This window comes from Streptomyces sp. N35, assembly GCF_016464295.1.
GTDB lineage: Bacteria > Actinomycetota > Actinomycetes > Streptomycetales > Streptomycetaceae > Streptomyces.
On sequence record NZ_JAEIMH010000030.1, the window covers coordinates 18,272 to 42,777 of the forward strand.

24 protein-coding genes and 3 tRNA genes are annotated in these 24,506 nt (G+C 69.6%); 14 read left to right on the forward strand and 13 right to left on the reverse strand.

What is annotated here, in order from left to right:
• The first annotated feature begins 360 nt into the window (after positions 1-360).
• From JAO81_RS18225 to JAO81_RS18235, 3 genes are all read left to right on the forward strand, one after another.
• Positions 361-1,626 (forward strand): NAD(P)/FAD-dependent oxidoreductase, encoded by a 1,266-nt coding sequence (locus JAO81_RS18225; RefSeq protein ID WP_199548921.1) that lies wholly within the window; start codon positions 361-363, stop codon positions 1,624-1,626.
• Positions 1,627-1,662: 36 nt separating this feature from the next.
• Complete coding sequence (dnaG, locus tag JAO81_RS18230) at positions 1,663-3,561, forward strand: DNA primase (protein WP_199548922.1); 1,899 nt, start codon at positions 1,663-1,665, stop codon at positions 3,559-3,561.
• 173 nt (positions 3,562-3,734) lie between these two features.
• Complete coding sequence (locus tag JAO81_RS18235) at positions 3,735-5,000, forward strand: RNA polymerase sigma factor (RefSeq protein WP_199548923.1); 1,266 nt, start codon at positions 3,735-3,737, stop codon at positions 4,998-5,000.
• A gap of 42 nt (positions 5,001-5,042) precedes the next feature.
• Here the strand turns inward: JAO81_RS18235 and JAO81_RS18240 are convergent, their stop codons facing one another.
• The 5 genes from JAO81_RS18240 to JAO81_RS18260 form a co-directional block, all read right to left on the reverse strand.
• Positions 5,043-5,558 carry an isoprenylcysteine carboxylmethyltransferase family protein gene (locus JAO81_RS18240; protein ID WP_199548924.1) on the reverse strand — a complete coding sequence of 172 codons (516 nt, stop codon included), beginning with the start codon at positions 5,556-5,558 and terminating at the stop codon, positions 5,043-5,045.
• A gap of 79 nt (positions 5,559-5,637) precedes the next feature.
• Entirely contained in the window at positions 5,638-7,566 is a 1,929-nt protein-coding gene (locus tag JAO81_RS18245) for an ABC transporter ATP-binding protein (protein ID WP_199548925.1), read from the reverse strand.
• The gene (locus JAO81_RS18250) at positions 7,566-9,299 is read right to left on the reverse strand and encodes an ABC transporter ATP-binding protein (RefSeq protein ID WP_199548926.1); all 1,734 of its coding nucleotides are present in this window, start codon (positions 9,297-9,299) and stop codon (positions 7,566-7,568) included. Before JAO81_RS18250 ends, JAO81_RS18245 begins: the two co-directional genes overlap by 1 nt.
• Before the next feature lie 139 nt (positions 9,300-9,438).
• A complete protein-coding gene (locus tag JAO81_RS18255) occupies positions 9,439-10,884 on the reverse strand; it encodes an FGGY family carbohydrate kinase (protein WP_199548927.1) in 1,446 nt (481 codons plus the stop codon).
• 132 nt (positions 10,885-11,016) lie between these two features.
• Entirely contained in the window at positions 11,017-11,319 is a 303-nt protein-coding gene (locus JAO81_RS18260; RefSeq protein ID WP_199548928.1) for a YtxH domain-containing protein, read from the reverse strand.
• Positions 11,320-11,470: 151 nt separating this feature from the next.
• Here JAO81_RS18260 and JAO81_RS18265 point away from each other — a divergent pair.
• The 3 genes from JAO81_RS18265 (at position 11,471) to JAO81_RS18275 (ending at position 11,888) form a co-directional block, all read left to right on the forward strand.
• Positions 11,471-11,543, forward strand: a tRNA-Asn gene (locus tag JAO81_RS18265).
• A 5-nt stretch (positions 11,544-11,548) separates the two neighbouring features.
• Positions 11,549-11,621, forward strand: a tRNA-Asn gene (locus tag JAO81_RS18270).
• A gap of 190 nt (positions 11,622-11,811) precedes the next feature.
• Positions 11,812-11,888, forward strand: a tRNA-Ile gene (locus tag JAO81_RS18275).
• A gap of 147 nt (positions 11,889-12,035) precedes the next feature.
• Here the strand turns inward: JAO81_RS18275 and JAO81_RS18280 are convergent.
• Together JAO81_RS18280 and JAO81_RS18285 are read right to left on the reverse strand one after the other, a co-directional pair.
• Positions 12,036-12,689, reverse strand: coding sequence for a bifunctional 2-polyprenyl-6-hydroxyphenol methylase/3-demethylubiquinol 3-O-methyltransferase UbiG (locus JAO81_RS18280; protein ID WP_199548929.1), 654 nt, complete (start codon positions 12,687-12,689; stop codon positions 12,036-12,038).
• Between the two features lie 75 nt (positions 12,690-12,764).
• Positions 12,765-13,283: a hypothetical protein gene (locus JAO81_RS18285; RefSeq protein WP_199548930.1), complete on the reverse strand. Its 519-nt coding sequence runs from the start codon at positions 13,281-13,283 to the stop codon at positions 12,765-12,767.
• Between the two features lie 608 nt (positions 13,284-13,891).
• Here JAO81_RS18285 and JAO81_RS18290 point away from each other — a divergent pair.
• The 4 genes from JAO81_RS18290 to JAO81_RS18305 all read left to right on the forward strand — a co-directional run bounded on the left by JAO81_RS18290 (position 13,892) and on the right by JAO81_RS18305 (position 16,178).
• Entirely contained in the window at positions 13,892-14,152 is a 261-nt protein-coding gene (locus JAO81_RS18290) for a hypothetical protein (RefSeq protein WP_199548931.1), read from the forward strand.
• Positions 14,124-14,651: a DUF6879 family protein gene (locus tag JAO81_RS18295; protein WP_199548932.1), complete on the forward strand. Its 528-nt coding sequence runs from the start codon at positions 14,124-14,126 to the stop codon at positions 14,649-14,651. Before JAO81_RS18290 ends, JAO81_RS18295 begins: the two co-directional genes overlap by 29 nt.
• A gap of 24 nt (positions 14,652-14,675) precedes the next feature.
• Positions 14,676-15,530: a helix-turn-helix transcriptional regulator gene (locus tag JAO81_RS18300; protein ID WP_199548933.1), complete on the forward strand. Its 855-nt coding sequence runs from the start codon at positions 14,676-14,678 to the stop codon at positions 15,528-15,530.
• A gap of 69 nt (positions 15,531-15,599) precedes the next feature.
• Complete coding sequence (locus JAO81_RS18305) at positions 15,600-16,178, forward strand: hypothetical protein (protein ID WP_199548934.1); 579 nt, start codon at positions 15,600-15,602, stop codon at positions 16,176-16,178.
• A gap of 83 nt (positions 16,179-16,261) precedes the next feature.
• Here the strand turns inward: JAO81_RS18305 and JAO81_RS18310 are convergent, their stop codons facing one another.
• The 3 genes from JAO81_RS18310 to JAO81_RS18320 all read right to left on the reverse strand — a co-directional run bounded on the left by JAO81_RS18310 (position 16,262) and on the right by JAO81_RS18320 (position 16,931).
• Positions 16,262-16,522: a hypothetical protein gene (locus tag JAO81_RS18310; protein WP_199548935.1), complete on the reverse strand. Its 261-nt coding sequence runs from the start codon at positions 16,520-16,522 to the stop codon at positions 16,262-16,264.
• Positions 16,519-16,674, reverse strand: coding sequence for a hypothetical protein (locus JAO81_RS18315; RefSeq protein WP_199548936.1), 156 nt, complete (start codon positions 16,672-16,674; stop codon positions 16,519-16,521). The genes JAO81_RS18310 and JAO81_RS18315 overlap by 4 nt, the downstream gene beginning before the upstream one ends.
• 68 nt (positions 16,675-16,742) lie before the next feature.
• Entirely contained in the window at positions 16,743-16,931 is a 189-nt protein-coding gene (locus tag JAO81_RS18320; protein WP_199548937.1) for a hypothetical protein, read from the reverse strand.
• Positions 16,932-17,088: 157 nt separating this feature from the next.
• On the opposite strand from JAO81_RS18320, the gene JAO81_RS18325 reads away from it, so the two are divergent.
• Entirely contained in the window at positions 17,089-17,523 is a 435-nt protein-coding gene (locus JAO81_RS18325) for a hypothetical protein (protein WP_199548938.1), read from the forward strand.
• 4 nt (positions 17,524-17,527) lie between these two features.
• Here JAO81_RS18325 and JAO81_RS18330 read toward each other — a convergent pair whose 3' ends face one another.
• Positions 17,528-18,163, reverse strand: coding sequence for a hypothetical protein (locus tag JAO81_RS18330; protein WP_199548939.1), 636 nt, complete (start codon positions 18,161-18,163; stop codon positions 17,528-17,530).
• A gap of 482 nt (positions 18,164-18,645) precedes the next feature.
• A complete protein-coding gene (locus tag JAO81_RS18335) occupies positions 18,646-18,810 on the reverse strand; it encodes an HK97 family phage prohead protease (RefSeq protein WP_233415561.1) in 165 nt (54 codons plus the stop codon).
• Between the two features lie 187 nt (positions 18,811-18,997).
• Between JAO81_RS18335 and JAO81_RS43695 the strand changes: the two genes are divergently transcribed.
• The 3 genes from JAO81_RS43695 (at position 18,998) to JAO81_RS18350 (ending at position 22,768) form a co-directional block, all read left to right on the forward strand.
• Positions 18,998-20,731 carry a PP2C family protein-serine/threonine phosphatase gene (locus JAO81_RS43695; RefSeq protein WP_199548941.1) on the forward strand — a complete coding sequence of 578 codons (1,734 nt, stop codon included), beginning with the start codon at positions 18,998-19,000 and terminating at the stop codon, positions 20,729-20,731.
• A 119-nt stretch (positions 20,732-20,850) separates the two neighbouring features.
• Complete coding sequence (locus JAO81_RS18345; protein WP_199548942.1) at positions 20,851-22,116, forward strand: sensor histidine kinase; 1,266 nt, start codon at positions 20,851-20,853, stop codon at positions 22,114-22,116.
• Positions 22,088-22,768 carry a response regulator transcription factor gene (locus JAO81_RS18350; RefSeq protein WP_199548943.1) on the forward strand — a complete coding sequence of 227 codons (681 nt, stop codon included), beginning with the start codon at positions 22,088-22,090 and terminating at the stop codon, positions 22,766-22,768. Before JAO81_RS18345 ends, JAO81_RS18350 begins: the two co-directional genes overlap by 29 nt.
• Before the next feature lie 39 nt (positions 22,769-22,807).
• On the opposite strand, the gene JAO81_RS18355 is transcribed toward JAO81_RS18350, so the two are convergent.
• The gene (locus tag JAO81_RS18355; protein WP_199548944.1) at positions 22,808-24,496 is read right to left on the reverse strand and encodes a GAF domain-containing protein; all 1,689 of its coding nucleotides are present in this window, start codon (positions 24,494-24,496) and stop codon (positions 22,808-22,810) included.
• Between the last annotated feature and the right edge of the window lie 10 nt (positions 24,497-24,506).

Consider the following 24,506-nt stretch of genomic DNA (forward strand, 5'->3'; position numbering starts at 1 on the left):
GCGGGCCCGCCCCCGCGGCCCACGGTGGGGAGCCGCGCCGCCCGGGGGCCCCAGCGGGCGGGGGGCCGGCCGGACGTGGTGGTCCGTGCGGCACTCCTTCCGGCTGTCTTCGCGCTGATGTCCAAGATCGCGTACGACCACTGGGGGTGAAGTCGCACGATGGGGGAAGAGGACCGCGGGGGAGCGCTCCCCATGACGGCGCGTGACGATTAATGGCCTGATCGGTCCACTCCCTCTTCCCGCATCACGCTCTGTGCGGGACGCTCCCCTAGGTCCTGTCTTCGGACTCCCGCCTGCCGCGCGACGACGGGGGTCCGAAGACAGGACCTGGGTGAACACACCACAGCGAGGAGGCACCAAGTGGTCGACGCGGATCAGACGTTCGTCATCGTCGGAGGCGGTCTCGCCGGAGCGAAGGCGGCCGAGACCCTCCGCGCCGAAGGGTTCACAGGGCGCGTGATACTGCTCTGCGACGAACGCGACCGGCCGTACGAACGCCCGCCCCTGTCGAAGGGTTTCCTGCTCGGCAAGGAGGAGCGCGAGAGCGTCTTCGTGCACGAGCCCGCCTGGTACGCGCAGGCCGACGTCGAGCTCCACCTCGGCCAGGCCGTCGTCGCGATCGACCGCGAGCGCCACGAGGTGCGCCTGGGCGACGGCACCGTCGTCGGCTACGACAAGCTGCTGCTCGCCACCGGCGCCGAACCCCGCCGCCTGGACATCCCCGGCACCGACCTCACCGGAGTGCACCACCTGCGCCGGCTCGCCCACGCCGAGCGGCTCAAGGGCGTCCTCGGACAGCTCGGCCGCGACAACGGGCATCTGGTGATCGCCGGCGCGGGCTGGATCGGCCTCGAAGTGGCCGCCGCCGCCCGCGGGTTCGGCGCCGAGGTCACCGTCGTGGAACCCGAACCGACCCCGCTGCACGGCGTCCTCGGGCCCGAACTCGGCGGTGTCTTCGCGCAGCTGCACAGCGAGCACGGAGTGCGTTTCCACTTCGGCGCCAAACTCACCGAGATCGTCGGCCAGGACGGCCTGGTCCTCGCGGCCCGCACCGACGACGGCGACGAGCACCCCGCGCACGCCGTGCTCGCCGCGATCGGCGCGGCCCCGCGCACCGCGCTCGCCGAGGCCGCGGGCCTGGCCCTGGCCGACCGCGCGCACGGCGGCGGCATCGCGGTCGACGCCTCGCTGCGGACCTCGGACCCCGACATCTTCGCGGCCGGCGACGTGGCCGCCGCCCAGCACCCCCTCCTGAACACCCGCCTGCGCGTCGAGCACTGGGCCAACGCCCTCAACGGCGGACCCGCCGCCGCCCGCGCGATGCTCGGCCGCACGGTGACGTACGACCGGGTCCCCTATTTCTTCTCCGACCAGTACGACATGGGCCTGGAGTACTCGGGCTGGGCGCCCCCGGGCTCGTACGACCAAGTCCTGATCCGCGGGGACGCGATGAAGCGGGAGTTCATCGCCTTCTGGCTCTCCGACGGCAAGGTCCTCGCCGGGATGAACGTGAACGTATGGGATGTAACGGATCCCATCCAGCAGCTCATCCGCACAGGGATCCAAGTGGACCAGGAACGCCTCGCCGACCCGACGACCCCACTCGAATCCCTCCTGGAGGAGTGAGCCGGGACTGTCACTGGCGACCCGTAGACTTCATGCGTGGCAGGCAGGATCAATGACGAGGACGTGAAGGCGGTACGGGACGCGGTCCCGATCGACGCCGTGGTGTCCGAGTACCTGCAGCTGCGCAATGCGGGCGGCGGAAACCTGAAGGGTCTCTGCCCCTTCCATGACGAGAAGTCGCCGTCCTTCCAGGTCAGCCCGAGCAAGGGGTTCTTCCACTGCTTCGGCTGCCAGGAGGGCGGCGACACCATCACGTTCGTGATGAAGATCGACCACCTCACCTTCTCGGAGGCGGTCGAGCGTCTCGCCGGCCAGGCGGGCATCACCCTGCGGTACGAGGAGGGCGGGTACAACCCGTCCCATCAGCGCGGAGAGCGGATCCGCCTGGTCGAGGCGCACAAGATCGCCGCGCAGTTCTACGAGGAGCAGCTGGCCACCAGTCCCGAGGCCGAGATCGGCCGGGTCTTCCTCGCCGAGCGCGGCTTCGACCAGGCCGCCGCCCAGCACTTCTCGGTCGGGTACAGCCCGGCGGGCTGGGACCACCTCACCCGCTATCTGCGCGGCAAGGGCTTCTCCGACAAGGAGCTCATCACCTCCGGCATCTCCCAGGAGGGCCGCCGCGGCCCCATCGACCGCTTCCGCGGCCGTCTGATGTGGCCGATCCGCGATATCGGCGGCGAGGTCGTCGGCTTCGGCGCGCGCCGGCTGCGCGAGGACGACAACGGTCCGAAGTACCTCAACACCCCCGAGACCGCGATCTACAAGAAGTCGCAGGTCCTGTACGGGATCGACCTGGCCAAGAAGGAGATCGCGAAGTCTTCGCGGGCGGTCGTGGTCGAGGGCTACACCGACGTCATGGCCTGCCATCTCGCGGGCGTCCCGACCGCCATCGCCACCTGCGGTACGGCCTTCGGCTCCGACCACATCAAGATCCTCAGGCGTCTGCTGATGGACAACGGGAGCGCCCGCGTGATCTTCACCTTCGACGGCGACGCGGCCGGCCAGAAGGCGGCCCTGCGCGCCTTCGAGGACGACCAGAAGTTCGCCGCGGAAACGTTCATCGCCATCGCCCCCGACGGCATGGACCCCTGCGAGCTGCGCCTGGCCAAGGGCGACGACGCGGTGGCGGACCTGGTGCAGCCCCGCACCCCGCTCTTCGAGTTCGCGCTGCGCCAGATCGTCTCCCGCTATGACCTGGAGACCCCGGCCGGCCGCGCCGCCGCCCTCGACGAAGCGGCCCCCGTCGTCGCCCGGATCAAGAACACCGGCGCGCAGCACGAGGTCGCCGTCCAGCTGGCCGGCATGCTCGGCATCCTGGACACCCAGTTCGTCGTCAAGCGCGTCGCCCAGCTCGCCCGCTGGTCCCGCGACAAGGGCGGCCGCCCCCAGAACGACCGGCGCCCGCAGCAGTCGTACGAGGAGACGCCCAACCGGCCCGCGTCCGGCGCGCCCCTGAACCTGCGCAACCCGGCCTACGCCACCGAACGCGAGCTCCTCAAACTCGCCCTCCAGCGCCCCGAGTTGGTCTCCCCGGCCTTCGACGCGTACGGGGTGGACGAGTTCACCGCCCCGCCCTACGCCGCCGTACGCCAGGCGATCATGGAGGCGGGCGGCGCCGAGTACGGCATGCAGGACTCCCAGGCCTATCTCGTACGGGTCCGTGAGGCGGCCCCCGACGACGCAGTCCGTGCGATGGTCACCGAGCTCGCGGTCGAGGCGATCCTGCGCCGCACCGTCGACGAGAACTACGCGGGCGAACAGCTGGTCTGGGTGCGCCGCCGCGCCGTCGACCGCCGTATCCGTGATGTCCAGGGCTCCCTGGCCCGTCTCGGCCAGCACGCCGACCCGTCGAAACTCGCCTCCGTACAGGAGGAGTTGATGGTGCTCCAGCGCTACAACCGGGCGCTGCAGGACCGGGGCGCCGCCGCCCTCTGACCGGCCCGGCAGGCTCAACTCCCGTTGCCGAGGCCACTGTTCGAACCCGATCGGAATGAACCGAACCGGTATACGAGTTTGTTCTGCGGGTAACCGACCGGTCACGGACCGGACTCAAAAAGTCACCGCACGCCCCTCGTGGCGGCAGTGTGTCGTACTCCACACTGGGTGCGGTGCCTGAGTCCTCGGAGCGCGGCAGGACCACCGGGCGTGGGCCCGAAACCCCCGCGGATCCGCTCACAGATCACGGGACACACGGCGGCGTGGCCGTCGGTGCAGTCCCCGACGTACCGCTGCCTCTAGCCCCCGAAGCGGCAGCGATCACCCTGGAGGTCGCCCCGGTGCAGACCCAGACCCAGACATTGAGCAAGTCCGGTACGCAGAACGGCATCCAGCCCACCCCGGACCCGACCGAACTCATCGCCGCCGTCCCCGCGCAGAGCCGCTCCGCCCACCACCCCGAAGCCGCCGAAGAGACCGAACTGCCGGAGCCGCCCGAGCGGCGGCCCGCACGTGCGGAGACCGGCGGCCCCTCGTCCGATCTGTTCCGCCAGTACTTACGCGAGATCGGCCGCATCCCCCTGCTCACCGCGGTCGAGGAGGTCGATCTCGCGCGGCGCGTCGAGGCCGGTCTCTTCGCCGAGGAGAAGCTCCTCACCACACCCGACCTGGACTCCCAACTCGCCCTCGACCTGGACAAGCTGGTCGTGATGGGCCGGATGGCCAAGCGCCGTCTCATCGAGGCCAACCTGCGCCTGGTGGTCTCGGTCGCCAAGCGGTACGTGGGCCGCGGACTGACCATGCTCGATCTCGTCCAGGAAGGAAACCTGGGCCTGATCAGGGCGGTCGAGAAGTTCGACTACGCGCGCGGCTACAAGTTCTCGACGTACGCGACCTGGTGGATCCGCCAGGCCATGTCCCGTGCGCTCGCCGACCAGGCCCGCACCATCCGCGTGCCGGTGCATGTCGTCGAGCTCATCAACCGCGTCGTCCGCGTGCAGCGGCGCATGCTCCAGGAGCGCGGCTACGAGCCGACACCCGAAGAAGTCGCCCACCACCTCGACCTGCCCGCCGAACGCGTCAGCGAAGTGCTGCGCCTCGCGCAGGAACCGGTCTCGCTGCACGCGCCCGTCGGCGAGGAGGACGATGTCGCACTCGGTGATCTGATCGAGGACGGCGACGCGACCTCGCCCGTCGAATCGGCCGCGTTCCTGCTGCTCCGCGAGCACTTGGAGGCCGTGCTCTCCACGCTCGGCGAGCGCGAACGCAAGGTCGTGCAGCTGCGCTACGGCCTCGCGGACGGCCGCCCGCGCACCCTGGAGGAGATCGGCCGGATCTTCGGCGTGACCCGCGAACGGATCCGCCAGATCGAGTCGAAAACCCTCAACAAGCTCCGCGACCACGCCTTCGCGGACCAGCTCAGGGGCTATCTGGACTGAACCGGGGCGTCCCGGCCGACCGCGACGCCCCCTGACCGGGGACTACCAGGATCGATCGGCGTGACCGGCACGATAGGGCACGAGCCGCGGCACCCACCCGCGCACAGCGACCCGGTAGTCCTCGTACTCCTGGCCGAACTGCTCGCGCAGCTTGGGCTCTTCGTAGCCGATCACGAACGCGGCCATGACCGCCCAGGCGGCGATCGCGTAGCCGAGCAGCACCGGCCGGGCGAGCACCAGGCCCTGCGCCAGGATCACGGCGGTCACGGCCACGTACATCGGATTGCGCACATGGCGGTACGCGCCCGTCACCACCAGATGTGCGGTGGGCGCGACCGGTGCGGGGGTGCCGAGCCCGTGCAGGGCGAAGCGCGCGAAGGCGTGCAGCAGCAGCGCCGCCGATACGCCGAGAAGCGCCCAGCCGGCCACCCGGACCGGCCCCCACCAGGGCCCGCCCGCACTCCATCCGGTGGGCAGCCACGGCACGAGTCCGGCCACGCTGCCCGGCGCCACCACGAAGAAGGCCGGGCTGGCCGCGGGGGCCCCACCCTTGCGCATACTCCAAGAGTGCGGCGCCGACGACAGCGCGGTCCAGCCTTCCGCAGGACTCGGCCGACCCGGACCCGCCGACCAGGACTTACTCGACCTCGGCGACCGCCTCCGCGAACTGTGCCTTGTACAGCCGCGCATACGCGCCGTCGGCCGCCAACAGCGCGTCATGTGTGCCCTGTTCGACGATCGAGCCGTTCTCCATCACCAGGATCGTGTCCGCGTCCCGGATCGTGGAGAGCCGGTGCGCGATCACGAAGGACGTACGGCCGTGCGCGAGGCGGGCCATCGCCTTCTGGATCAGGACCTCGGTACGGGTGTCGACCGAACTGGTCGCCTCGTCGAGGACCAGGATCACCGGGTCGGACAGGAACGCCCGTGCGATGGTGATCAGCTGTTTCTCACCGGCGCTGACCCCCGTGCCCTCGTCGTCGATCACCGTGTCGTAGCCCTCGGGCAGCGTCCGGACGAACCGGTCCGCGTGCGCCGCACGGGCCGCGTCCTCGATCTCCTCGCGCGTGACGTCCTTCGGCGCCCCGTACGCGATGTTCTCCGCGATCGTGCCGCCGAACAGCCAGGTGTCCTGGAGCACCATGCCGATCCCGGAACGGAGTTCGTCCCGCGACATCTTGGCGATGTCGACCCCGTCGAGCGTGATCCGTCCACCCGTCACCTCGTAGAACCGCATCAGCAGATTCACGAGCGTGGTCTTGCCGGCGCCGGTCGGCCCGACGATCGCGACCGTGTGCCCGGGTTCCACGCACAGGGACAGGTCCTCGATGAGCGGCTTGTCCTCCTCGTAGCGGAAGGAGACCTGCTCCAGGGAGACCCGGCCCTCCAGACGCGCAGGACGCTCGCCGGGCTGAGGATCGGCCGACTGCTCGTCCGCGTCGAGGAGTTCGAAGATCCGCTCGGCCGAGGCGACCCCGGACTGCACCAGATTCGCCATCGACGCGACCTGCGTCAGCGGCATCGAGAACTGCCGTGAGTACTGGATGAACGCCTGCACGTCACCGATCGACAGCGAACCGGACGCGACCCGCAGACCGCCCACCACCGCCACGAGCACGTAGTTGAGGTTCGAGATGAAGAACATCAGCGGCTGCATCGCCCCGCTGTTGAACTGCGCCTTGAACGAGGCCTCGTAGAGCGCGTCGTTCTGCTCCGCGAACTGCTGCGCCGACTCGTCCTGGCGGCCGAACACCTTCACCAGGTTGTGCCCGGTGTACATCTCCTCGACGTGCGCGTTGACCTTGCCGGTCGACTTCCACTGCTGCACGAAGTGCGGCTGCGAGCGCTTGCCGATCGTCTTCGCCACGACGAACGACAACGGCACGGTGATCAGCGCCACGAGCGCGAGCAGCGGCGAGATCCAGAACATCATCACCAGGACACCGACGATGGTGAGCAGCGAGTTCACCAGCTGCCCCATGGTCTGCTGCAGCGTCTGCCCGATGTTGTCGATGTCGTTGGTCGCCCGGCTCAGGACCTCACCGCGCTGCCGCTTGTCGAAGTACGACAGCGGAAGCCGCGACAGCTTCGCCTGCAGGTCCTCGCGCATCCGGTAGACCGTCATGTTCACGGCCCGGTTCACAAGCCGCGTCGCCACCGCCATCAAGGCGCCGGCGATCAGGAACACGATCAGCGCGAACAGCAGCGTCTCGCCGACGGCGTCGAAGTCGATGCCCTTGCCCGGCGTGAAGTCCATCCCGGACAGCATGTCCGCCTGGCCGCCGTCACCGCTCGCCCGCATCTGCGCGAGCACTTCGTCCTTGGTGGCGCCCTCGGGCATATCGCGTCCGACGATGCCCGCGAAGATCAGGTCGGTGGCGTGGCCGAGGATCTTCGGGCCCACCACGGACAGGCCCACGCTCAGCATGACCGCGACGATCATCGCGTACATCGTCCAGCGCTCCGGCTTGAACTGCGCGAGCAGCCGCTTGCCCGAGTTCTTGAAGTCCATGGAGCGCTGGTCGGGCCCGCCTCCGGCCATCATGCGTCCTGCCGGCCCCGCCATCAGGCAGCCTCCGCTTCCGTGAGCTGGGAGAGCACGATCTCTCGGTACGTCCCGTTGTCCCGCATCAGTTCGTCATGCCGTCCCACCCCGACGACACGGCCCTCGTCGAGCACCAGGATCCGGTCGGCGTCGCGGATGGTGGAGACCCGCTGGGCCACGATCACCACGGTCGCCTCGGAGGTCTCGCGCGCGAGCGCCGACCTCAGGGCCGCGTCCGTCGCGTAGTCGAGCGCCGAGAACGAGTCGTCGAAGAGGTAGATCTCCGGCCGCTGCACCAGCGTCCGCGCGATCGCGAGCCGCTGCCGCTGACCACCCGAGACGTTCGTCCCGCCTTGCGCGATGGGCGCGTTGAGCCCGTTCTCCAGCTTCCGTACGAAGTCCGCCGCCTGCGCGACCTCGAGCGCGTGCCACAGCTCCTCGTCACTCGCGTCCGGATTGCCGTACCGCAGATTCGTCGCCACGGTCCCGGAGAACAGATACGGCTTCTGCGGCACGAGACCGACGGTCTTCGCCAGCAACCGCGGCTCCAGCGTGCCCACATCGACCCCGTCCACCAGGACCTCGCCCTCGGTGGCGTCGTACAGCCGCGGTACGAGCCCGAGCAGCGTGGACTTGCCGGAGCCCGTCGACCCGATCACCGCCGTCACCTCACCGGGCCGGGCGACCAGGGAGACCGCCTTGAGCACCGGCTCCTCGGCGCCCGGGTAGCGGAAGCCCGCGTCCCGGATCTCCAGATGGCCGTGGCGCCTGAGCTCCCGCACCGGATCCTTCGGCGGCACCACACTCGACTCGGTGTCCAGCACCTCCGAGATCCGCTCGGCGCAGACCTCGGCGCGCGGCACCATCATGAACATGAACGTGGCCATCATCACGCTCATCACGATCTGCATCAGATACGCGAGGAACGCCGTCAGCGCCCCGATCTGCATCCCGCCGCTGTCGATCCGGTGCGCACCGAACCACACCACGGCGATCGACGAGATGTTCACCGTCGTCATGACGATCGGGAACATCAGCGCGAGCAGCCGGCCGGTCCCGAGCGAGACCTCGGTCAGCTCCTCGTTGGACTTCCTGAACCGGTCCTTCTCATAGCTGTCCTTCACGAAGGCCCTGATCACCCGGTTGCCGGTGATCTGCTCGCGCAGCACCCGGTTCACGGTGTCGAGCTTGACCTGCATGGTGCGGAACAGCGGCCGCAGGCGGCGCACGATCAGCGAGACGGCGATCCCGAGCACCGGCACGACCGCGACCAGGATCGCGGAGAGCGGTACGTCGAGGGAGAGCGCCATCACGATGCCGCCGACGCACATGATCGGCGCCGAGGCCATCAGCGTGAACGCCATCAGGACCAGCATCTGCACCTGCTGGACATCGTTCGTGGTGCGGGTGATCAGGGACGGCGCCCCGAAGTACCCCACTTCGCGGGCCGAGAACGACTGCACCCGGTCGAAGATCGCGGCCCGTACGTCACGGCCGAGGGCCGCGGCGGTCCGTGCGCCGTAGAACACGGCGCCGATGTTGCACACCACCTGCACCACGGTGATCCCGATCATCACGGCACCGAAGGTCAGGATGTAGCCCGTGTCCCCGGCCACGACACCGTTGTCGATGATGTCCGCGTTGAGGGTGGGCAGGTAGAGCGTGGCGCAGGTCTGCAGGAACTGCAGCAGCACCAGGAGCGCTATGGGCTTTTTGTACGGAGCGAGATGTTCCCGCAGGAGTCGTATGAGCACGCGATACCTATCGCAGTAGCCGGAGGCAACGTTTCAGTCACCGCCATCCTGCGACACTCCACCGGCCGGAGCTCAACCCAATTACTCAAGCGTGGGTCAAGAAACCCCGCCCGCCCCCGAGCCCAGGCCTCGGACCCGCTCAGACCTTCAAGGACCCGAAAGCCTCCGGATGGGTCTGCTCCCGCACCGTCGTGTACTGCTGGCGCACGGCCTGCCCCACGGCGAGCTCCTCACCGGGCTCGAAGACCTGCGTCGCCGCACCCTGCCAGGCCGGGGGAGCGGACGGATGCAGCTTGCCCTCGTGCACCCCGAGCGCCCAGGCCGCCTGCCGGGCCGCGCCGATCGCCGCATAGTCCGCGGGCTGCGGCACGACGACCTGCGCACCGAGCAGCATCGGGGCGGCGGCCTGTACGGCGGGCAGCTCGGCGGCAGCGCCGAGCAGGAACACCCGCCGGACCTCGACGCCGCGCGCCCGCAGCACACCGAGCGCGTCCGCGAGCGAGCACAGCATGCCCTCGAACGCGGCCCGCGCCAGATGCTCCGGCTTCATCGACTCACGCCGCAGCCCGTGCAGCGTGCCCGCGGTGTGCGGCAGCTGCGGCGTCTTCTCGCCCTCCAGGTACGGCAGCAGTACGAGACCGTGCGCGCCGGGCGTCGACTTCAGCGCCAGCTCGGACAGGCCCTCCAGATCGGTGGAGAGCAGATCGGCGGTGCCGCGCAGCGCCCGTACGGCATTGAGCGTGTGCACCACCGGAAGGTGCATGCCGGTCGCATCGGCGAGCGAGGTGATCATCCCGGTCGGGTCGACAAGGGCCTCGTGGTGCACGGCCATCACGGACCCGGAGGCCCCGAGCGACACGACGGCGTCACCGACCCCGATCCCGAGCCCGAACGCGGCCGCCATGGTCTCGCCGGTCCCGGCCGAGATCAGCAGCCCCTCGGGCGTCGTCCCCGCGGCCTCGGCCGGGCCGAGCACCTCGGGCAGCGCGGTCTGGTGGCCGAGCGCCAGCTCGACGAGATCCGGGCGGTACGAGGAGGTCGCGGCCGACCAGTAACCCGTACCGGAAGCACCACCGCGGTCGGCGGTCCTGCGGGCGGGCCGCCCGAGCAGCTGCCACACCAGCCAGTCGTGCGCCTGCATCACGGACGCCACACGCTGCGCGGCCTCGGACTCGCTGCGCGCGAGCCAGCGCAGCTTCGTCACGGGGTGCTGAGCCGCCGGCACACAGCCCACGGCTTCGGCCCAGGCCTCCCGCCCGCCGAGACCGTCGATCAGATCCGCCGCGGCGACCTGCGCCCGCTTGTCCCCGCCGACCAGTGCGGGACGCACGGTGTTGCCGTGCGAGTCCAGCGCCACCAGCGCGTTCTGCTGGGCGGAGACCCCGATGGCCTGCACCCCTTCGAGCAGCCCTCCGGCCGCGGCCTCACCGAGGCTGAGCAGCCAGGCCTGCGGATCGACATCGGAGGGCTTGCCCTCCAGCGGATGCGGGGCATAGCCCTGCCTGATCACGGCACCGGTGTCGGTGTCGCAGACCACGATGCGTGTGAACTCGGAAGAGCTGTCCAGCCCGGCGACTATCCCCATGCGGTGAAGTTTGCCCTACGCGGCGGGGGTGGCGACGGGCCGGAGTGTGATGTTCGCGGCAGTCGAGGTCACGGCGCGACGGAGCCCGGGGCGCCGATGTGCCGGCCGGCGCCCCGGGCTCCGTCGTGGACCTCAGGTGTTGCTCGTACCCCAGTCGTCCTCGGCCCCGCCGCGGGACTTCTCGCGCAGCGAGCGCACCCGGTCCGCGACCGAGTCCGGCATCTTGTCGCCGACCTTCTCGCTCACCGACGCGAAGGCCTTGCCGGCCACCTCGCGGCCGCTCTGGGCGGCCGACTCGACGGTGTTGCGGACGGCGGGGTTCTGCGCGATCTGGCGGGCCGACTTCTTCAACTGCTCGTAGCGCTCGCGGCCCGCACGGGTGCCGATCACGTACCCGAGGGCCAGTCCGGCGACGAACGTGAGCTTGTAACGCATGGCTGCCACCCTTTCGTAGCGTCCGGTCTTAGCGCCCCTACCCGGAACCGATTGGCGGAGCACCCCCCTGCTTGCGCTAATGTATGTGTCGCAGCGAGCACACGCCGCCCCGGGAACACCCAGGTAGGTGAGCTTGTTGCAGACGAGGCATTCCCCTGTAGCTCAATTGGCAGAGCAGCCGGCTGTTAACCGGCAGGTTACTGGTTCGAGTCCAGTCGGGGGAGCTCGATCTCCTGTAGCTCAATTGGCAGAGCAGCCGGCTGTTAACCGGCAGGTTACTGGTTCGAGTCCAGTCGGGAGAGCAGCCGGAAAGGGACCCCTTGAGGGTCCTTTTTCATGCCCGCGGGAACCGACCGGTCCGGATGCAAGTCCTGTGCAGATGTGGACCGTCGTCCGCAGCTCAGGGCAGAGCAGGCCATCCGGCGCGGGAGATCGTATGACCGGCTATGCTGCGGCAGACGGCGCGTACATGTGTACGCGACACGCCGCTAAGGGGCGGTAGCTCAGCCGGTTAGAGCAGCGGACTCATAATCCGTCGGCCGTGGGTTCGAGTCCCACCCGCCCCACCATGTGTTGCCCTTGCAGGAACGTTTTAAGCAGGACACACACGGAAGCCCCCATCGTTGTGGGGGCTTTTCTCGTGCCCTGAAGATCGTTAGCTCAGCCGGTGCTCAACCGAAGTGCAGTCGATCACGCTCGGGGCCGTGGAACCGGCCTCAGGCCCGTGCTGTGACGAGCAGCGTGCCGATGTGGCCAGGCTTCGGGGCGTCCAGCACGCAGGCCTCGGCCGTGGTGAAGCCGGCCCTGAGCAGGTGCCGCTCCCACACCGCGGGCTTGTAGCTGTACCGGTAGGTAAACATCGCCTTCCCGGCGAAGCCGCCCTTGTACATGCCCTGAGGCCCGTAGGCGCCCGGGATGGCCGGCGGCTGCGAGAAGACGAACCGGCCGCCCGGAGTGAGGCGCTCACGGACGAGCGGGAAGAGCCGGGACGGGTCGGTGAACCAGGCGCACCCGAAGATCGAGTAGGCGGAGTCATAGGTCCTGGTGTCCTCGGCCAGGACGTCGAGGACCTCGCCGCACACGAATTCCGCCCCGGTGTGCCCCCACCGCTCGGTGACCTTGTCCACCATCACTGGGGACAGGTCGATACCGCGGGCCTTCACGCCGGAGCCGGCCAGGCAGGCGAGCGCGCGGCCCGTACCGCATCCGAGCTCCAGAACACTCCCTGGATTGCCGAGCAGCTCGGGGCCGGGGCCGTGGCCGGCGTACTGCGTCCAGTGGAAGACGGGTTCGGCATCGGGGTCGAACGCGGTCGCGGCGTAGGTGTCCCACAGTTCGGTCTCGGCGGCGATGTCGTGAGGTACGGGCACAGTGCAGTCCTTCGGCGGGGCAGGGGGCTGCCCCCGCGCTCGTCGAGCGGCGCGGGGGCAGCAGCGTAGTGGCGGTCAGTGGCTGTCGGGGGCCTTGTTGTCGCACGGGGAGCAGTCGGCTCCGTCGACGGCCCAGAGGTCTTCGCTGGGCTCGAACCCCTGGCCGCGGATGACGTCCACGGTGCGCAGCACGAGCCCGTCTGTGCGGCGCTGTACGAGCGGTGCGTGATGCTTGTAGCCGCCGCCGCGCTTGCTGTTGTAGGCCTCGCAGAACGCGAAGTACACGGGTGAGTCGAGGATGATCTGGTGGACGCCCAGGTCGACGATCTTCCCTACGCCGATGTGCAGGTCGGGCCGCTCCATCGCGGTCATCAGGTACATCACGGCGTTGCCGAGGATCTCCTCTGCCCACGAGCGGGTCAGCATGTTGTCCCGCATGAGCAGCGCGACCTCGCGGTCCCACAGGTCGCCGTCATTGCCCGGCGCGTCCAGGACGTTGTACGTGCACTCCTTCACGTGCGGGCGCACGGCGTTGAGCAGGGTGCGCGGATCCCGAGTGGCGGTCCGCGTCTGCGCTTCGGCCATGATGGTCATGTGGTTCCCCTTCTCGATGGGCTCGTGGTGCTCAGGCTCAGGTACGGGGGCAGGGACGCGCGTGGCTGTAGTTGACCAACGGCGCCCCGGATGCGCGGTCGTGGGCGTGGACGACATAGGGCTGACCGGGCTTGATGTGCTTCTGGCAGCGGCAACAGATCACCGTGTCCTCCCGGTGGTGCCGCACGACGGGCAGGCCCGCGGAAACCAGGACAGGACAAGGTCGAGAACCCGCCTCGGGCGCTGGCCGAGGTCGAGGGCCGTCCCGTTGTCCAGGGCCACGCCACACCACACGCACGCCTGGCCGCGGACCTGCTGCTGACTGAGGCCGCCGAGTTTCGGCAGGGGCTGTGGTCGGGTTCTGGTCGTCATCGCGCGCCTCCGAAGAGTGGCCCGCCCGGCCGTGCGCGGCATGTGCATGGGCGGAGTGCTGGGGCTGCCGCTGGTCACAACGCTAGGAATGTGGTGTGCGCCACTTCCAGCGATGTGCACCGATGTTCACGACAATCGCCGCTTCAGCGACGTGGCGAGTTCGCTCCCTTGACCCACCACCTCGAACGATCGACGGTGGTGTACATCCGTGCACACTAGGAGCGTCGGAGGCGACCATGGCACTACGGTTCATCGGGATCGACCCCAACACCGGCCAAGGCGAAAGCCCCACCGTGTGGGTCGACGAGCAGAAGAACGAACTGGTCATCCAGGGATGGAAGCCCGGCCCGGAACTCAAAGCGGAATGCTCCGCGTTCGAAGCCCCGGGACACGCCAAGGGCATCCCAGACCACGAAGCCGTAGTCCGTATCCCGGCCCGCATGGTGCCGATCCTCAGGAGGGCCTGCGATGCCGCAGAACGTACCGAGCTTCGCTGAACTCCTCGACGGAGCACGGCACTCGGCCGTCCATCTGGAGATGCGGGACGCCTATGGCGTCGACAACGAAGCCGAGGACTTCGCGCACTGGAAGCGCACCGGGGAAACCGACACCGACCCCAACTCGGCCTACTGGACGCCGTGGGTGGAGCTGATCCGCCGTACTGTCGCCCGCGGCGTGGCCGTGCGCCGCGCCCGCATCGTGTCCGAACCGGTCAGCGACTACATCCGGTACGAGCATGCGAGCACCGTCGTGAACGTGGTCGCCGGCGAACAGGTCCGGTGGCTGCCGCGTCGCAGCGCCTCGGACATCGCCCTGCCCGGGAACGACTTCTGGCTTATCGACCAACGCCTCATCCGCTGGAACCACTTCACCGGGGACGGAGCATCAGGCGGCGGCGAGATCAGCGAGGATCCGGCCGCGGCGAAGCTGTGCGCCGACGCCTTCGAGACGGTGTGGGAACGAGCGATCCCGCACAACGAGTACAAGATCAGCTAGCGCGGAAGGCGTACAGGTCAGCTCATGCCCGTCTCTCCATCGTCGTCGGCCCAGGCCGCGCGCGAACGAGTCGCCCAACGACTCCACGAACTACGCGCCGACGCGGGCCTCACTGGGACTGAGCTGGCCCTACGCTGCGGCTGGAGCCACCCGAAGACCTCGCGTATCGAGAACGCCCGAACCCCGCCCACACCTGACGACATAAGGGCGTGGTGCCGCGCGTGCGAAGCCGAGGACCAGGCCGCGGACCTCATCGCCCAGTCCCGGGATGCCGAATCCCAGTACGTCGAATGGCGCCGCAAGGTCCGCGCCGGCCTCAAGCACCTGCAGACCAGCTACCTGCAGCTCCACCAGTCCACGCAGCTGTTCCGCGTCTACTCCGCCACCCTCATCCCCGGGCTGCTCCAGACCGAGGGCTACGCGGCCGCCGTCCTCGGCATCAGCGCCCAGTTCGCCGACCTACCCGTCGACGACAGCGCGGAGGCCGCGCGCGCCCGCGTCGACCGCTCCCGGATCATCCACGAGCCAGGCCACAAGTTCGTGCTCCTCGTCGAGGAGGCCGCGCTCAACTACCGGATCGGCGACGCCGACGCGATGGCCGCCCAGCTCGGCTACCTCCTCACCGCCGGCGCCCTGCCTCAGGTGTCGCTCGGGATCATCCCCACCGCGACGAGCGAACGGGCCCAGTGGCCTCGCGAGACGTTCCACATCTACGACGACACCCTCGTGTCCGTCGAGTTGGTGTCCGCCCGTGTACGCATCACGCAACCGTCCGAGCTCGCCCAGTACTTGAAGGCGTTCGAGCAGCTGCGCAGCATGGCTGAATATGGGGCTGGAGCGCGAGCACTCGTCCTGAAAGCGATCGAGGCTCTGCATTGACACCGCATAGCATCGCTCTGCTCAAGGGCAGTGATGTGGCATGGACTTGGGACTCCAGCGGGGGTTGGGATGAGCATCACGAGTCAGGTGCTGCCTCTTGTGGGCGTGGCGATCGGCGCGGCAGTCTCAGTGGTCGTATCGGCCTTGACCGAGCGTAATCGCTGGAGACGTCAGCAGTCGGTTCGGTGGGATGAGCGGCGTCTGAGCGCCTACGCGGAGTACGCCCACGCGGTCAAAGAACTCAGCAACCAGTACCGTCGGATGGCTAACGCGCGAGGCATCGCCACAGGGTCGCAGTCCCTGGAACCGACCGAGGCCGTGCTGGAGGCAGTCGCGGCGGCGGAGACGCGCCGCTCAGCGCTCTCCGAGTCCCTATGGCTACTCGGCGACGTCGACGCAAACACCGCAGCCGTCAAACTCAACCACGCGCTCTGGCACATCGAGTGGCTAGCATGCGGCGTTCCAACGACCGGGATCGCCACATGGGACGAGGCGTATCTCGAGTTCAGAGAGGCACACCACCAATTCCTGCTGGCAGCCAGGCGCGACCTTGGTGTCCAGGGGGCGCAGATTAGGCACGACATTCCCTGGCCCCCACCATGGCGTCCATCCGGCGCATCCGGTTCGGGCGGCTCCGGGCGCCCTTGACGGACTTGCTCTTGGGCGGCATGCAGGCAGTCGGCATGACGAAACGGCCTTCACCACCCGAAGGCAGTGAGGGCCGTCATGAGTCACCGAGCGAAGAGCGCCACGGCACCGGTGGCGGTGCCGGCGACTCCGGCGAGGACACCGATGGTGGGCATGGGCCAGCGGGCGCGTTCGAGGGTGCGGATCCTGCTCTCGTGGTCCTGTACGTCCTGCCGGATGTCCTTGGCCTCGTCGAGGAAGCTGTCCACCTTCGATTCGATCCGGCCGACCGTCTGAGCCAGGTCTCTCACCTCCTGGTACATCTGGCTGTTGCTGATGTAGACGCCAGGCTCTGGGGTTGTCATTTGCCGTCCTTGCTGGACTTGTTGGGCACCGCCCAGGTGAAGCCGAGCGCGGCCGGCACGGTGACGGGCGCGGACCAGCCCTCGGCGGCCGAGATGGTGTCGTCGGTGACCGCGACCGACAGGGAGCCGGCGGCTGCGGCGAGCGCGGACACGATCGCCTTGGGTTTCGGGGCGGACGAACTTGCCCATCAGCTGCTCCGGTCCCCGATGACCCTCAACGTCAGTTCGCCGCCGAGAGGCCGCGGCCGAACGCCTTGTCGTAAGTGACCTCGACCTCGGCGACGAAGAAGCACGGCGGGGTGATGGCGTCCGGCGTGTAGCCGGTGCTCGTCAACTTCGCAGTGCCCGCCGGCAGTACGACTGCCCGGGCCGCGTCCGCGATGGCGTCCCGGATGAGGGAAATCTGCATGGGCGCCCCGTCCCGCAACCTTCATGTGGCTACGTGAGTCGTAGTTCGCGTGACCAAGAGACCGCAGTTGCGACGTGCCTGTGTGGCCCTGCTGATCAGCGCTGGAGTGGTGCTCTCTGCGTCAGGATGCGGACCAGAAGAGCGCACGCTCGTCGCGGTGTACGTCGACGAGCGCGGTAGCGCGCAGGCACTCATCCGCCCCTGCGACGACGAGGGGCGAGTGCGCGGCCCATGGCTCAGAGGGTTGCCCCCGGAGACACCCGAACAGGCAACGGCGGACGGTGAAACGCGGGACAGGGAGCAGGAAGAGAACTGGGTCGGGTGGCGTGCCCGCGGAGTCCATACGGCCGCAGATGTCCCGCTCTTCTCCCCGCTTGAGGGCTGGAAGGCTGAGACCCGAGGCCCCCAGATCCTGCGACCGGGATACGACTACCTGCTGACCATCGGTGACCCAGGTGACAGCTATGTGTACAACGGCACCGTGACCTTCGACGCCAGAGAGCTCGCACGGTTGAGTCCCGGCAAGGTCCTGACCGGCGACGGCCCCATGAGCAGGGACGCATTCGAGCAGCGTGCTCAGGATGAGTGCTGAGCGTTCAGCCGGAGGCAGGCAGTACGAAGTGCTTCACGAGCGCGTACACATTGGGGTCGATGCGTGACAGGCGCACCACGCCCCACTCGGCGGAGCCGGTCACACCTTCCGGGAAGTCCTTACGCCGGGACAGGCGCGCGGCCTGGATCAGCGTGGCCCGCACGACCTCGTCGGGCACGGTGGGCCAGCCCCACCGCGCCGTGACGCGCACCCGCGTAGTGCCGCCGCCCCAACCACCGGACAGGCGCAGGAACGAGGTCACCGGGCACCCGTCGAGCAGCGCGTTGTCCGGGCCGGTCTCGTTGTCGGTGACGGCCGTCAAGGAGCCGGTCGTGCCGACCTCCACGACCATTCCGATGGTGTGGCCGATGTCGGGGACGAGCAGCCGTTCCCCGTCCGTGCCGCACTCGGTCTGTCCCGCCGTGCGGAACGTCCGCGCCACCGGCTCGTGTCCAGATAGAAGCGGCGCCCGGTGTCGCGGTCGATACCGCGCGAGGCTGCGGCCAGGGCCCGGGCCCGCCGCCAGCACCCCCGAGTTCTCGGTCATGTGCTGGACGAGCTGCCGGTAGAACGAGATCGGCACGGTGTTCGCGCCGGGGGCCGCGGTCAGCTTGGACAGGGTGCGCGCACTGAGCGGCATCGGACTGTCCGGCCGCACGTCGTAGGAGCGCCCGGCCTGTCCGGTCAGCCACGCGCGGACCTTCGCGGCCTCGCCCTCGGTGAACTCCTTGACGCGCGTCGATGCGATCGAGGTCGGAGTTGAGCCGCTGGTAGGTCTGTTCCTCCTCGGCGGACAGCTCCCGCTTGTCGGCCCCGGCGGTGTCGAGCAGCGCCTTGGCCCGCTCCCACACGTTCAGGCGGCGTTCCTGCAGCCGCTTGATGATCTCGGACATGTGCCCTCCTGGGCATGGCGAAGACACCCTCGGCGACAGGCCGGGGGGCCAGGGAAACGGGGTGGCGGGGGTGGGGTGCGCCCTGCCTCAGAAGGTGCGGTGCTGCATGAGCTCGGCGCGCCGCTGCCGTACCGACACGAGCGGGTGGGTGTCGCCCTGCCCGCCCTGTGCCTGGTGTGTTGTGCTGACCATCGCGCGCACAGCGTCGGCGAGCAGGTCGTCAGCGCCGTCACGTCGATAGCGATGGCCTGGCGGGGGTGTTCACCGGGGCGACGTCGACCAGGCGCCCGGACAGCAGGGTGCGCAGCGAGAACCCGTCGTCGCTTATCGCCCAGTCGTCCTCGAACGTGTAGAACGCGAACGAACTGCGCCGCACATCGCCGCGCTGGACCAGTTTTAAGCAGGAGCGACGTCAGGCCCCCACCTCCCGTGGGGGCCTTTTTCGTGCCGGGGGGCCGCCCCGGCGGTGGGGGGTGGCTGCCGCTGGGGGGGGCCGAGACTTTCGTCCAGATTTCGTCGGTGCCTCATGCTTTATGGTCTAAATGTCCGGAAAGTGACCTTTTAGGTATGAAGGAGATGTTGTGCCGGCTGCCACCACGCGCATTGCTCACGAGCTGCACGAGCACGAACTGCACGAACTGCACGAGCTGCCGGAGCGGCCGCACGAGCGGGAGCTGGACGACACCCCCATCCTTCAGATCATGGAGGGCGCCCCGCACGGCATCCTCATCGCCTCCGCCCTGCGGGGCGGGACCGCCCTGTACGCGAACGCCAGGCTCGGCGACATATTCGGCGCCCGGGTGGCGACCGGGCCCGGCGAGCTCTACGCCGCCTCGACGGCGATCTTCGACCGCAACGGCGAGCCCCTCGCGTTCGAGGATTCGCCGCTCGGGATCACGCTGCGCACCCGCCGCCCGGCCAGCGCCGAGCTGCAGTACCGGGTGCCTGGCGAGCCGGTGCGCTGGATGGACATCACCACCACTCCGCTGGACTGTCCTCGCCGGGGCCCGGTCGCGGTCGCGTACGTCCATGACATCTCCAGCCGCCGGCACGCCGCCCTGGAACTGGACGAGGCCAACCGCCGGCTCGGCCAGCAGCTGGACGATCTGACCTGGGTGCACCGGCTGACCGAGGAACTGACCGAGGGCGCCTCCCTCGAGGACACCCTGGCGCGTGTACTCGCGGAAGGCGCCCAGCTTCTGCACGCCGAATTCGGAGTGGCCCGCGTCCTTGACGAGCAGGGGCAGATGCGGACCCGTGCGGTCCACGGGGTACCGCCAGGCAAGCCCGAAATGCATCAGGCGCTGCAGGAGATCGGACCCCAGCACCTCCTGGTCGCGGACATCCTGTCCGAGGGCGGCAGCACCATCATCGAGGACGTCCTGAGCCACCCCTCGATCGGCCAGGAACTGCGTGACCTCGCCCTCAGCACCGGGTTCCGCGCGCTGTACGCGCTGGCGCTGCCCGGCGCCGGCGGCAAACCCGTGGCCGCGGTCGCCTGGGCGTTCGCGCAGGCGGGCAGGCCGACCTCGCGCCAGCGCCAACTCACCGAGACGTACTGCAGATTCGCCGGTCAGATCGCCGAGAACAACCATCTCTACGAGCGCGAACACACCATCGCGAGCACGCTCCAGCAGAGCATGCTGGCCCCCCGCCTCCCGGACGTGCCCGGGCTGCAGATCGCGGCCTGCAGTCTGCCCGGCGCCCAGGGCATGCAGGCCGGCGGCGACTGGTACGACGTGGTGGCGTTCGACGACGGCACCGCGGGGCTCGCACTCGGCGACGTGATGGGCAAGGGGCTCGGCGCCGCCGCCGCCATGGGGCAGATGCGGACCGCGTTGCGCAGCTACGCGCTGGTCGAGGGGCAGGACCCGGCCGCGGTCCTGACGGACCTCAACGCCCTGACCGTCGACATGAGCCTCACCGACATGGCGACCGTCCTCTACGCCCATATCGATCCGGCCGCGCGCCGCGCGGTCCTCGCCTCGGCCGGCCACTGCCCGCCGCTGCTCGTGGACGGCGAAGGGGCACGCTTCCTGCGCGCCGGACAAGGGGTGCCGCTCGGGGTCGTGGACGACTGGTCGGCGGAGCAGGAGGCGGTCGATCTGGCCCCGGGCAGCCTGCTGATCCTCTACACGGACGGCCTGGTGGAGCGCCGCGGCGAGGAACTCGGCGTCGGTCTCGAGCGGCTGCGGCAGTCCGCGCTCGCGGCCCCCACCGAAGTGGGCGAGCTGTGCGCCCGGCTGATGCGCGACTGTCTTGACGACGGAGTCGGCCCCGATGACGTGGCCATTCTCGCGGTGCGGCTGCGCTGAGCGCCGTATCGCCCGTATGCCGCGAGCTGCGGGAAGTACGTGACGCATCCAGTGGGTCCCAGGGCGCCGCACCCGCGTGTCCCAGTCCTGGAAACCGCAGGTCAGGGCATGGTCGGGGCATGCAGAGGCGACGATTCGGGGGCCGTGGCGGGGACTGGGCGGCCGTGGCGCTCGCCTTCCTCATCAGCCTGCCCAACACGCTGATCCGGCCCTGGGTGGACTGGACTCCGCTGTGGAGCTGGCCCCTCCTGGTGTCGGCGGCCGGCTCGCTGTTCCTGTTGGTGCGCCGCCGCCGGCCCGAGGTTCCGCTGCTCGCGGGCTTCGCGGTCCTGTTCCTGGCGCACGCCGACATCCTCGTGGCCTTCGCCCTCTACGCGGTGGGGCGCTACCGCACCCTGCGCACCACGCTCTGCTGGGTGGCCGTGGCCTTCCTGGTACGTGAGGCCTTCTTCGCCTACGTCGACATCCGCTACGCACCGTTCGACGACTGGGAGATGGTGCTCCTGACGATCCGGGCCTCCACCCTCGAGGTGGTCGCTCCGGCGGCGGCGGGCATCGTCGTACGCAACTACCGGGTCAGCGAACTCCTTGCCTCCCTGCGCGCCCAGATGCGGTACGAGGACGTACGGCGCGAGACGCTGCGTGAGGCCGAGCGGAAGGCGGCGAAGGAACGCCGCAGAGTGGCCCGCGACGCCCATGACCACATCGGGCACGAAGTGACGCTGATGGCGCTGCAGGCGAATCTGCTCGCGGCCAAAGCACCCGACCAGGCCACCCGGACCGCGGCCGAAGGCCTCGCCGAACTGGCCCGGGAGGCCATCGGCCGGCTGCACGAGATCGTGCAGGCGCTCAAGGAGCCGGGCGAGCCCGTCGACCAGACGCAGCCCGGTCACCATGTCGCGCAGCTCGTCGAGCGGACGCGCAGACACGGCGTCGACGTGCGGCTGGTGGAACACGGATGCGTGCCGGCCCCGGCCGTGCCGTGCGCGGTGGACGAGCTCTGCTACCGGGTCGTCCTCGAGGGCCTGACCAACGCCGTCAAACACGCGCCGGGCGCCCCGGTGACCGTGACGCTGGAGCGGGACGAGGCGCGGATGCGCGTCAGCGTCCGCAACGCCTGCGCCCGTACCGGGCTCGCGGGGACCCCGCCCCTGCCGCGGGGCGGGCACGGTCTGGCCGGACTCATGGAGCTGGCCTCGCATCAGGGCGGCGAGCTGACCTGCGGGCTCACCGCCGAGGGCGAGTACGAACTACGGGCCGAGCTGCCGCTGACGGCGGTCACGGACCGGAGCCGAGGTGCGGCCGATCAGGCACCCGGTGAGCATGGAGATACCGATGAGGCACAGGGAGTGCGCAATGCCGGTCGACGTAGTGCTGGTGGATGACGAACCGCAGGTCAGAGAGGGAGTCAAGGCCCTGCTCGAGGCGACCGACGACATCGTGGTCGTCGGCCAGGCCGCGGACGGCGCGGAGGCGGTCTCGGTCTGCGCCCGGGTGCGCCCCGACGTCGTCCTCATGGACGTCAACATGCCCAAGGTGTCCGGCATCACCGCGGTCCGGCGGCTGCAGGACCTCTCGCCCCGGCCCAGGATCCTGATGCTCACCGCGATCGGTGACGAGGAGAGCTGTGTCGCCGCGTTCCAGGCCGGCGCCGACGGGTTCATCCTCAAGAGCGCCCGCACCGGCGACCTGATCCGCTCGGTGCTCGCGGTCGCCGAGGGCGACCCGGTGGTGGCCCCCGAGATCATGCGCATGCTGATCCGGCGGACCGTCGACAAGGCCGATCCGGAGATCTGGCAGGCCCGACAGCGCGTCAGCACCCTGAACGGCAGGGAACGGGACGTGCTCGCGCTCCTGGGCAGCGGCGCGAGCAACGCCCGGATCAGCAGCGAGCTGTTCATGGCGGAGGGCACCGTAAAGGCCTATGTCTCCCGGCTGCTGACCGAACTGAAGGTGGAGAACCGGACCCAAGCCGCCCTGATCGCGCACCAGTTGGGCCTGGTGGTGCAGGGCAAGTCGGGCCAGCCGACGGCATAGGGCCAGGAAGCGGGTGGGCCCGGGCGCCGAAGCCCGCGGCTACAGCGGTGCCTGCCAGGTCACCGTCGTGGGGGACGTGCCGTCCTCGGCGCGACCGTCGTCGGACACCGTCAGGCGTACGGCCGCGCGTCCGTCCGGGAGTTCGGTCGCGCAGTCGACCGTGATCTCGATACGGGAGATCGCGGTGCGCCGGGACGCCGCGGCCAGGGCGCGGCGCAGCGCCGTCAGGAGCTGCGTGCCCGTGGGCTCGCCGAGAGCGGCGTCGACCGGGCCGTTGAAGTGCGTCGAGGGCGTGACGCCCGTCGCGGCCGCGGCGCCGGCCGCCTCGCGGAGCACCTTGCCGCGGAACGTGGTCGGGGCGTCCGCGGGCGGCTGCTGGAGGGCGAAGATCGCGGTGCGTACTTCCTGGATGGTGGACTCCAGCTCGTCCACCGCCTTGCCGATGGTGCCCTGCACATCGTCGACGCGGGACCTGCGCTGGGCGGATTCCAGCATCATCCCGGTCGCGAAGAGCCGCTGGATGACCAGATCGTGCAGATCGCGGGCGATACGGTCGCGGTCCTCGAAGACGGCAAGACGTTCACGGCTGACGCGCGCCTCGGCGAGCACCAGGGCGAGCGCGGCCTGGTGGGCGAACTGGGCCGCGAGCAGCCGCTCCAGGGCCGAGTAGCGGCGGGCCCCGCGGGCGCGGGGGAGGGCGAGCGTGCCGATGAGGAGGCCGTCGCTCTGCAGCGGGAGCAGCATGCTCGGGCCGAACAGCCTGCGGACCTCGGTGGTCATCCGCGGGTCGGTGGCCGAATCCTCGACGAACACCGGCTCGCCGCCGAGGAGTTGGGCGAGCACCGTGCTGCCCGGGTGGATCACCGTGCCGACCAGGTCGCCCGGGTCCTCGTGCGTGGACGCCGTGACGATCTCCATGCCGCCGTCCGGCGTGGGCTGCAGGATCACTCCGGCCACGGCGTCCGCGAGCTTGCGTGCCTCCTCGGCCACCACCATCAGGGCGTCGTCCGGAGCATCACCGCCGAGCAGCGCGGTCGTCACGGTGGCCGAGCCCGCGATCCAGCGCTCACGCTGCCGGGCGTTCTCGTACAGGCGGGCGTTGCCGATCGCGATACCGGCCTGCGCGGCGAGGATCCGCAGCGCCTGCTCGTCGCCGAGCGTGAAGGGGCCGCCGCGCTTCTCGGCGAGATAGAGATTCCCGAACACCTCGCCCTGGACCAGGATCGGGACGCCCAGGAAGCTGTGCATCGGCGGATGGCCGGGCGGCATGCCGCAGGACTGCGGATCCTGGGTGAGATCGTCGAGACGCAGCGGCCGCGGCTCCTTGATCAAGGCGCCGAGCACACCGCGTTCACCGCAGGGGAGCCGGCCGATCCGCTCGCGGGTCCCGTCGTCCATCCCGGTGGTGAACAGCTCGGTCAGGCGGGCCTGTTCGGGGTCGACCACGCCCAGGGCGCCGTACCCGGCGTCGGTGATACGGGTGGCCGCGTCCACGATGTGCTGCAGCGTGGAGCGCAGTTCGAGGTCGGCGCCTACGCTCAGGACCGCTTCCAGAAGGGGTTCGACCGGGGCGCTCAGGGAGCGCTCGCCTTCGCCCTCGCCCTCGCCTTCGCCCTGGCCTTCGCCTTCGTGGACGGCCGTGCCGGTCCCGTCGTCGGCCGGCTCGTTATCGGCCGGCCCTTCGGCGGTGTCCTCGCCGCTCCCCGTACCGACACTGTCGTCGCTCATCCCCGTACCC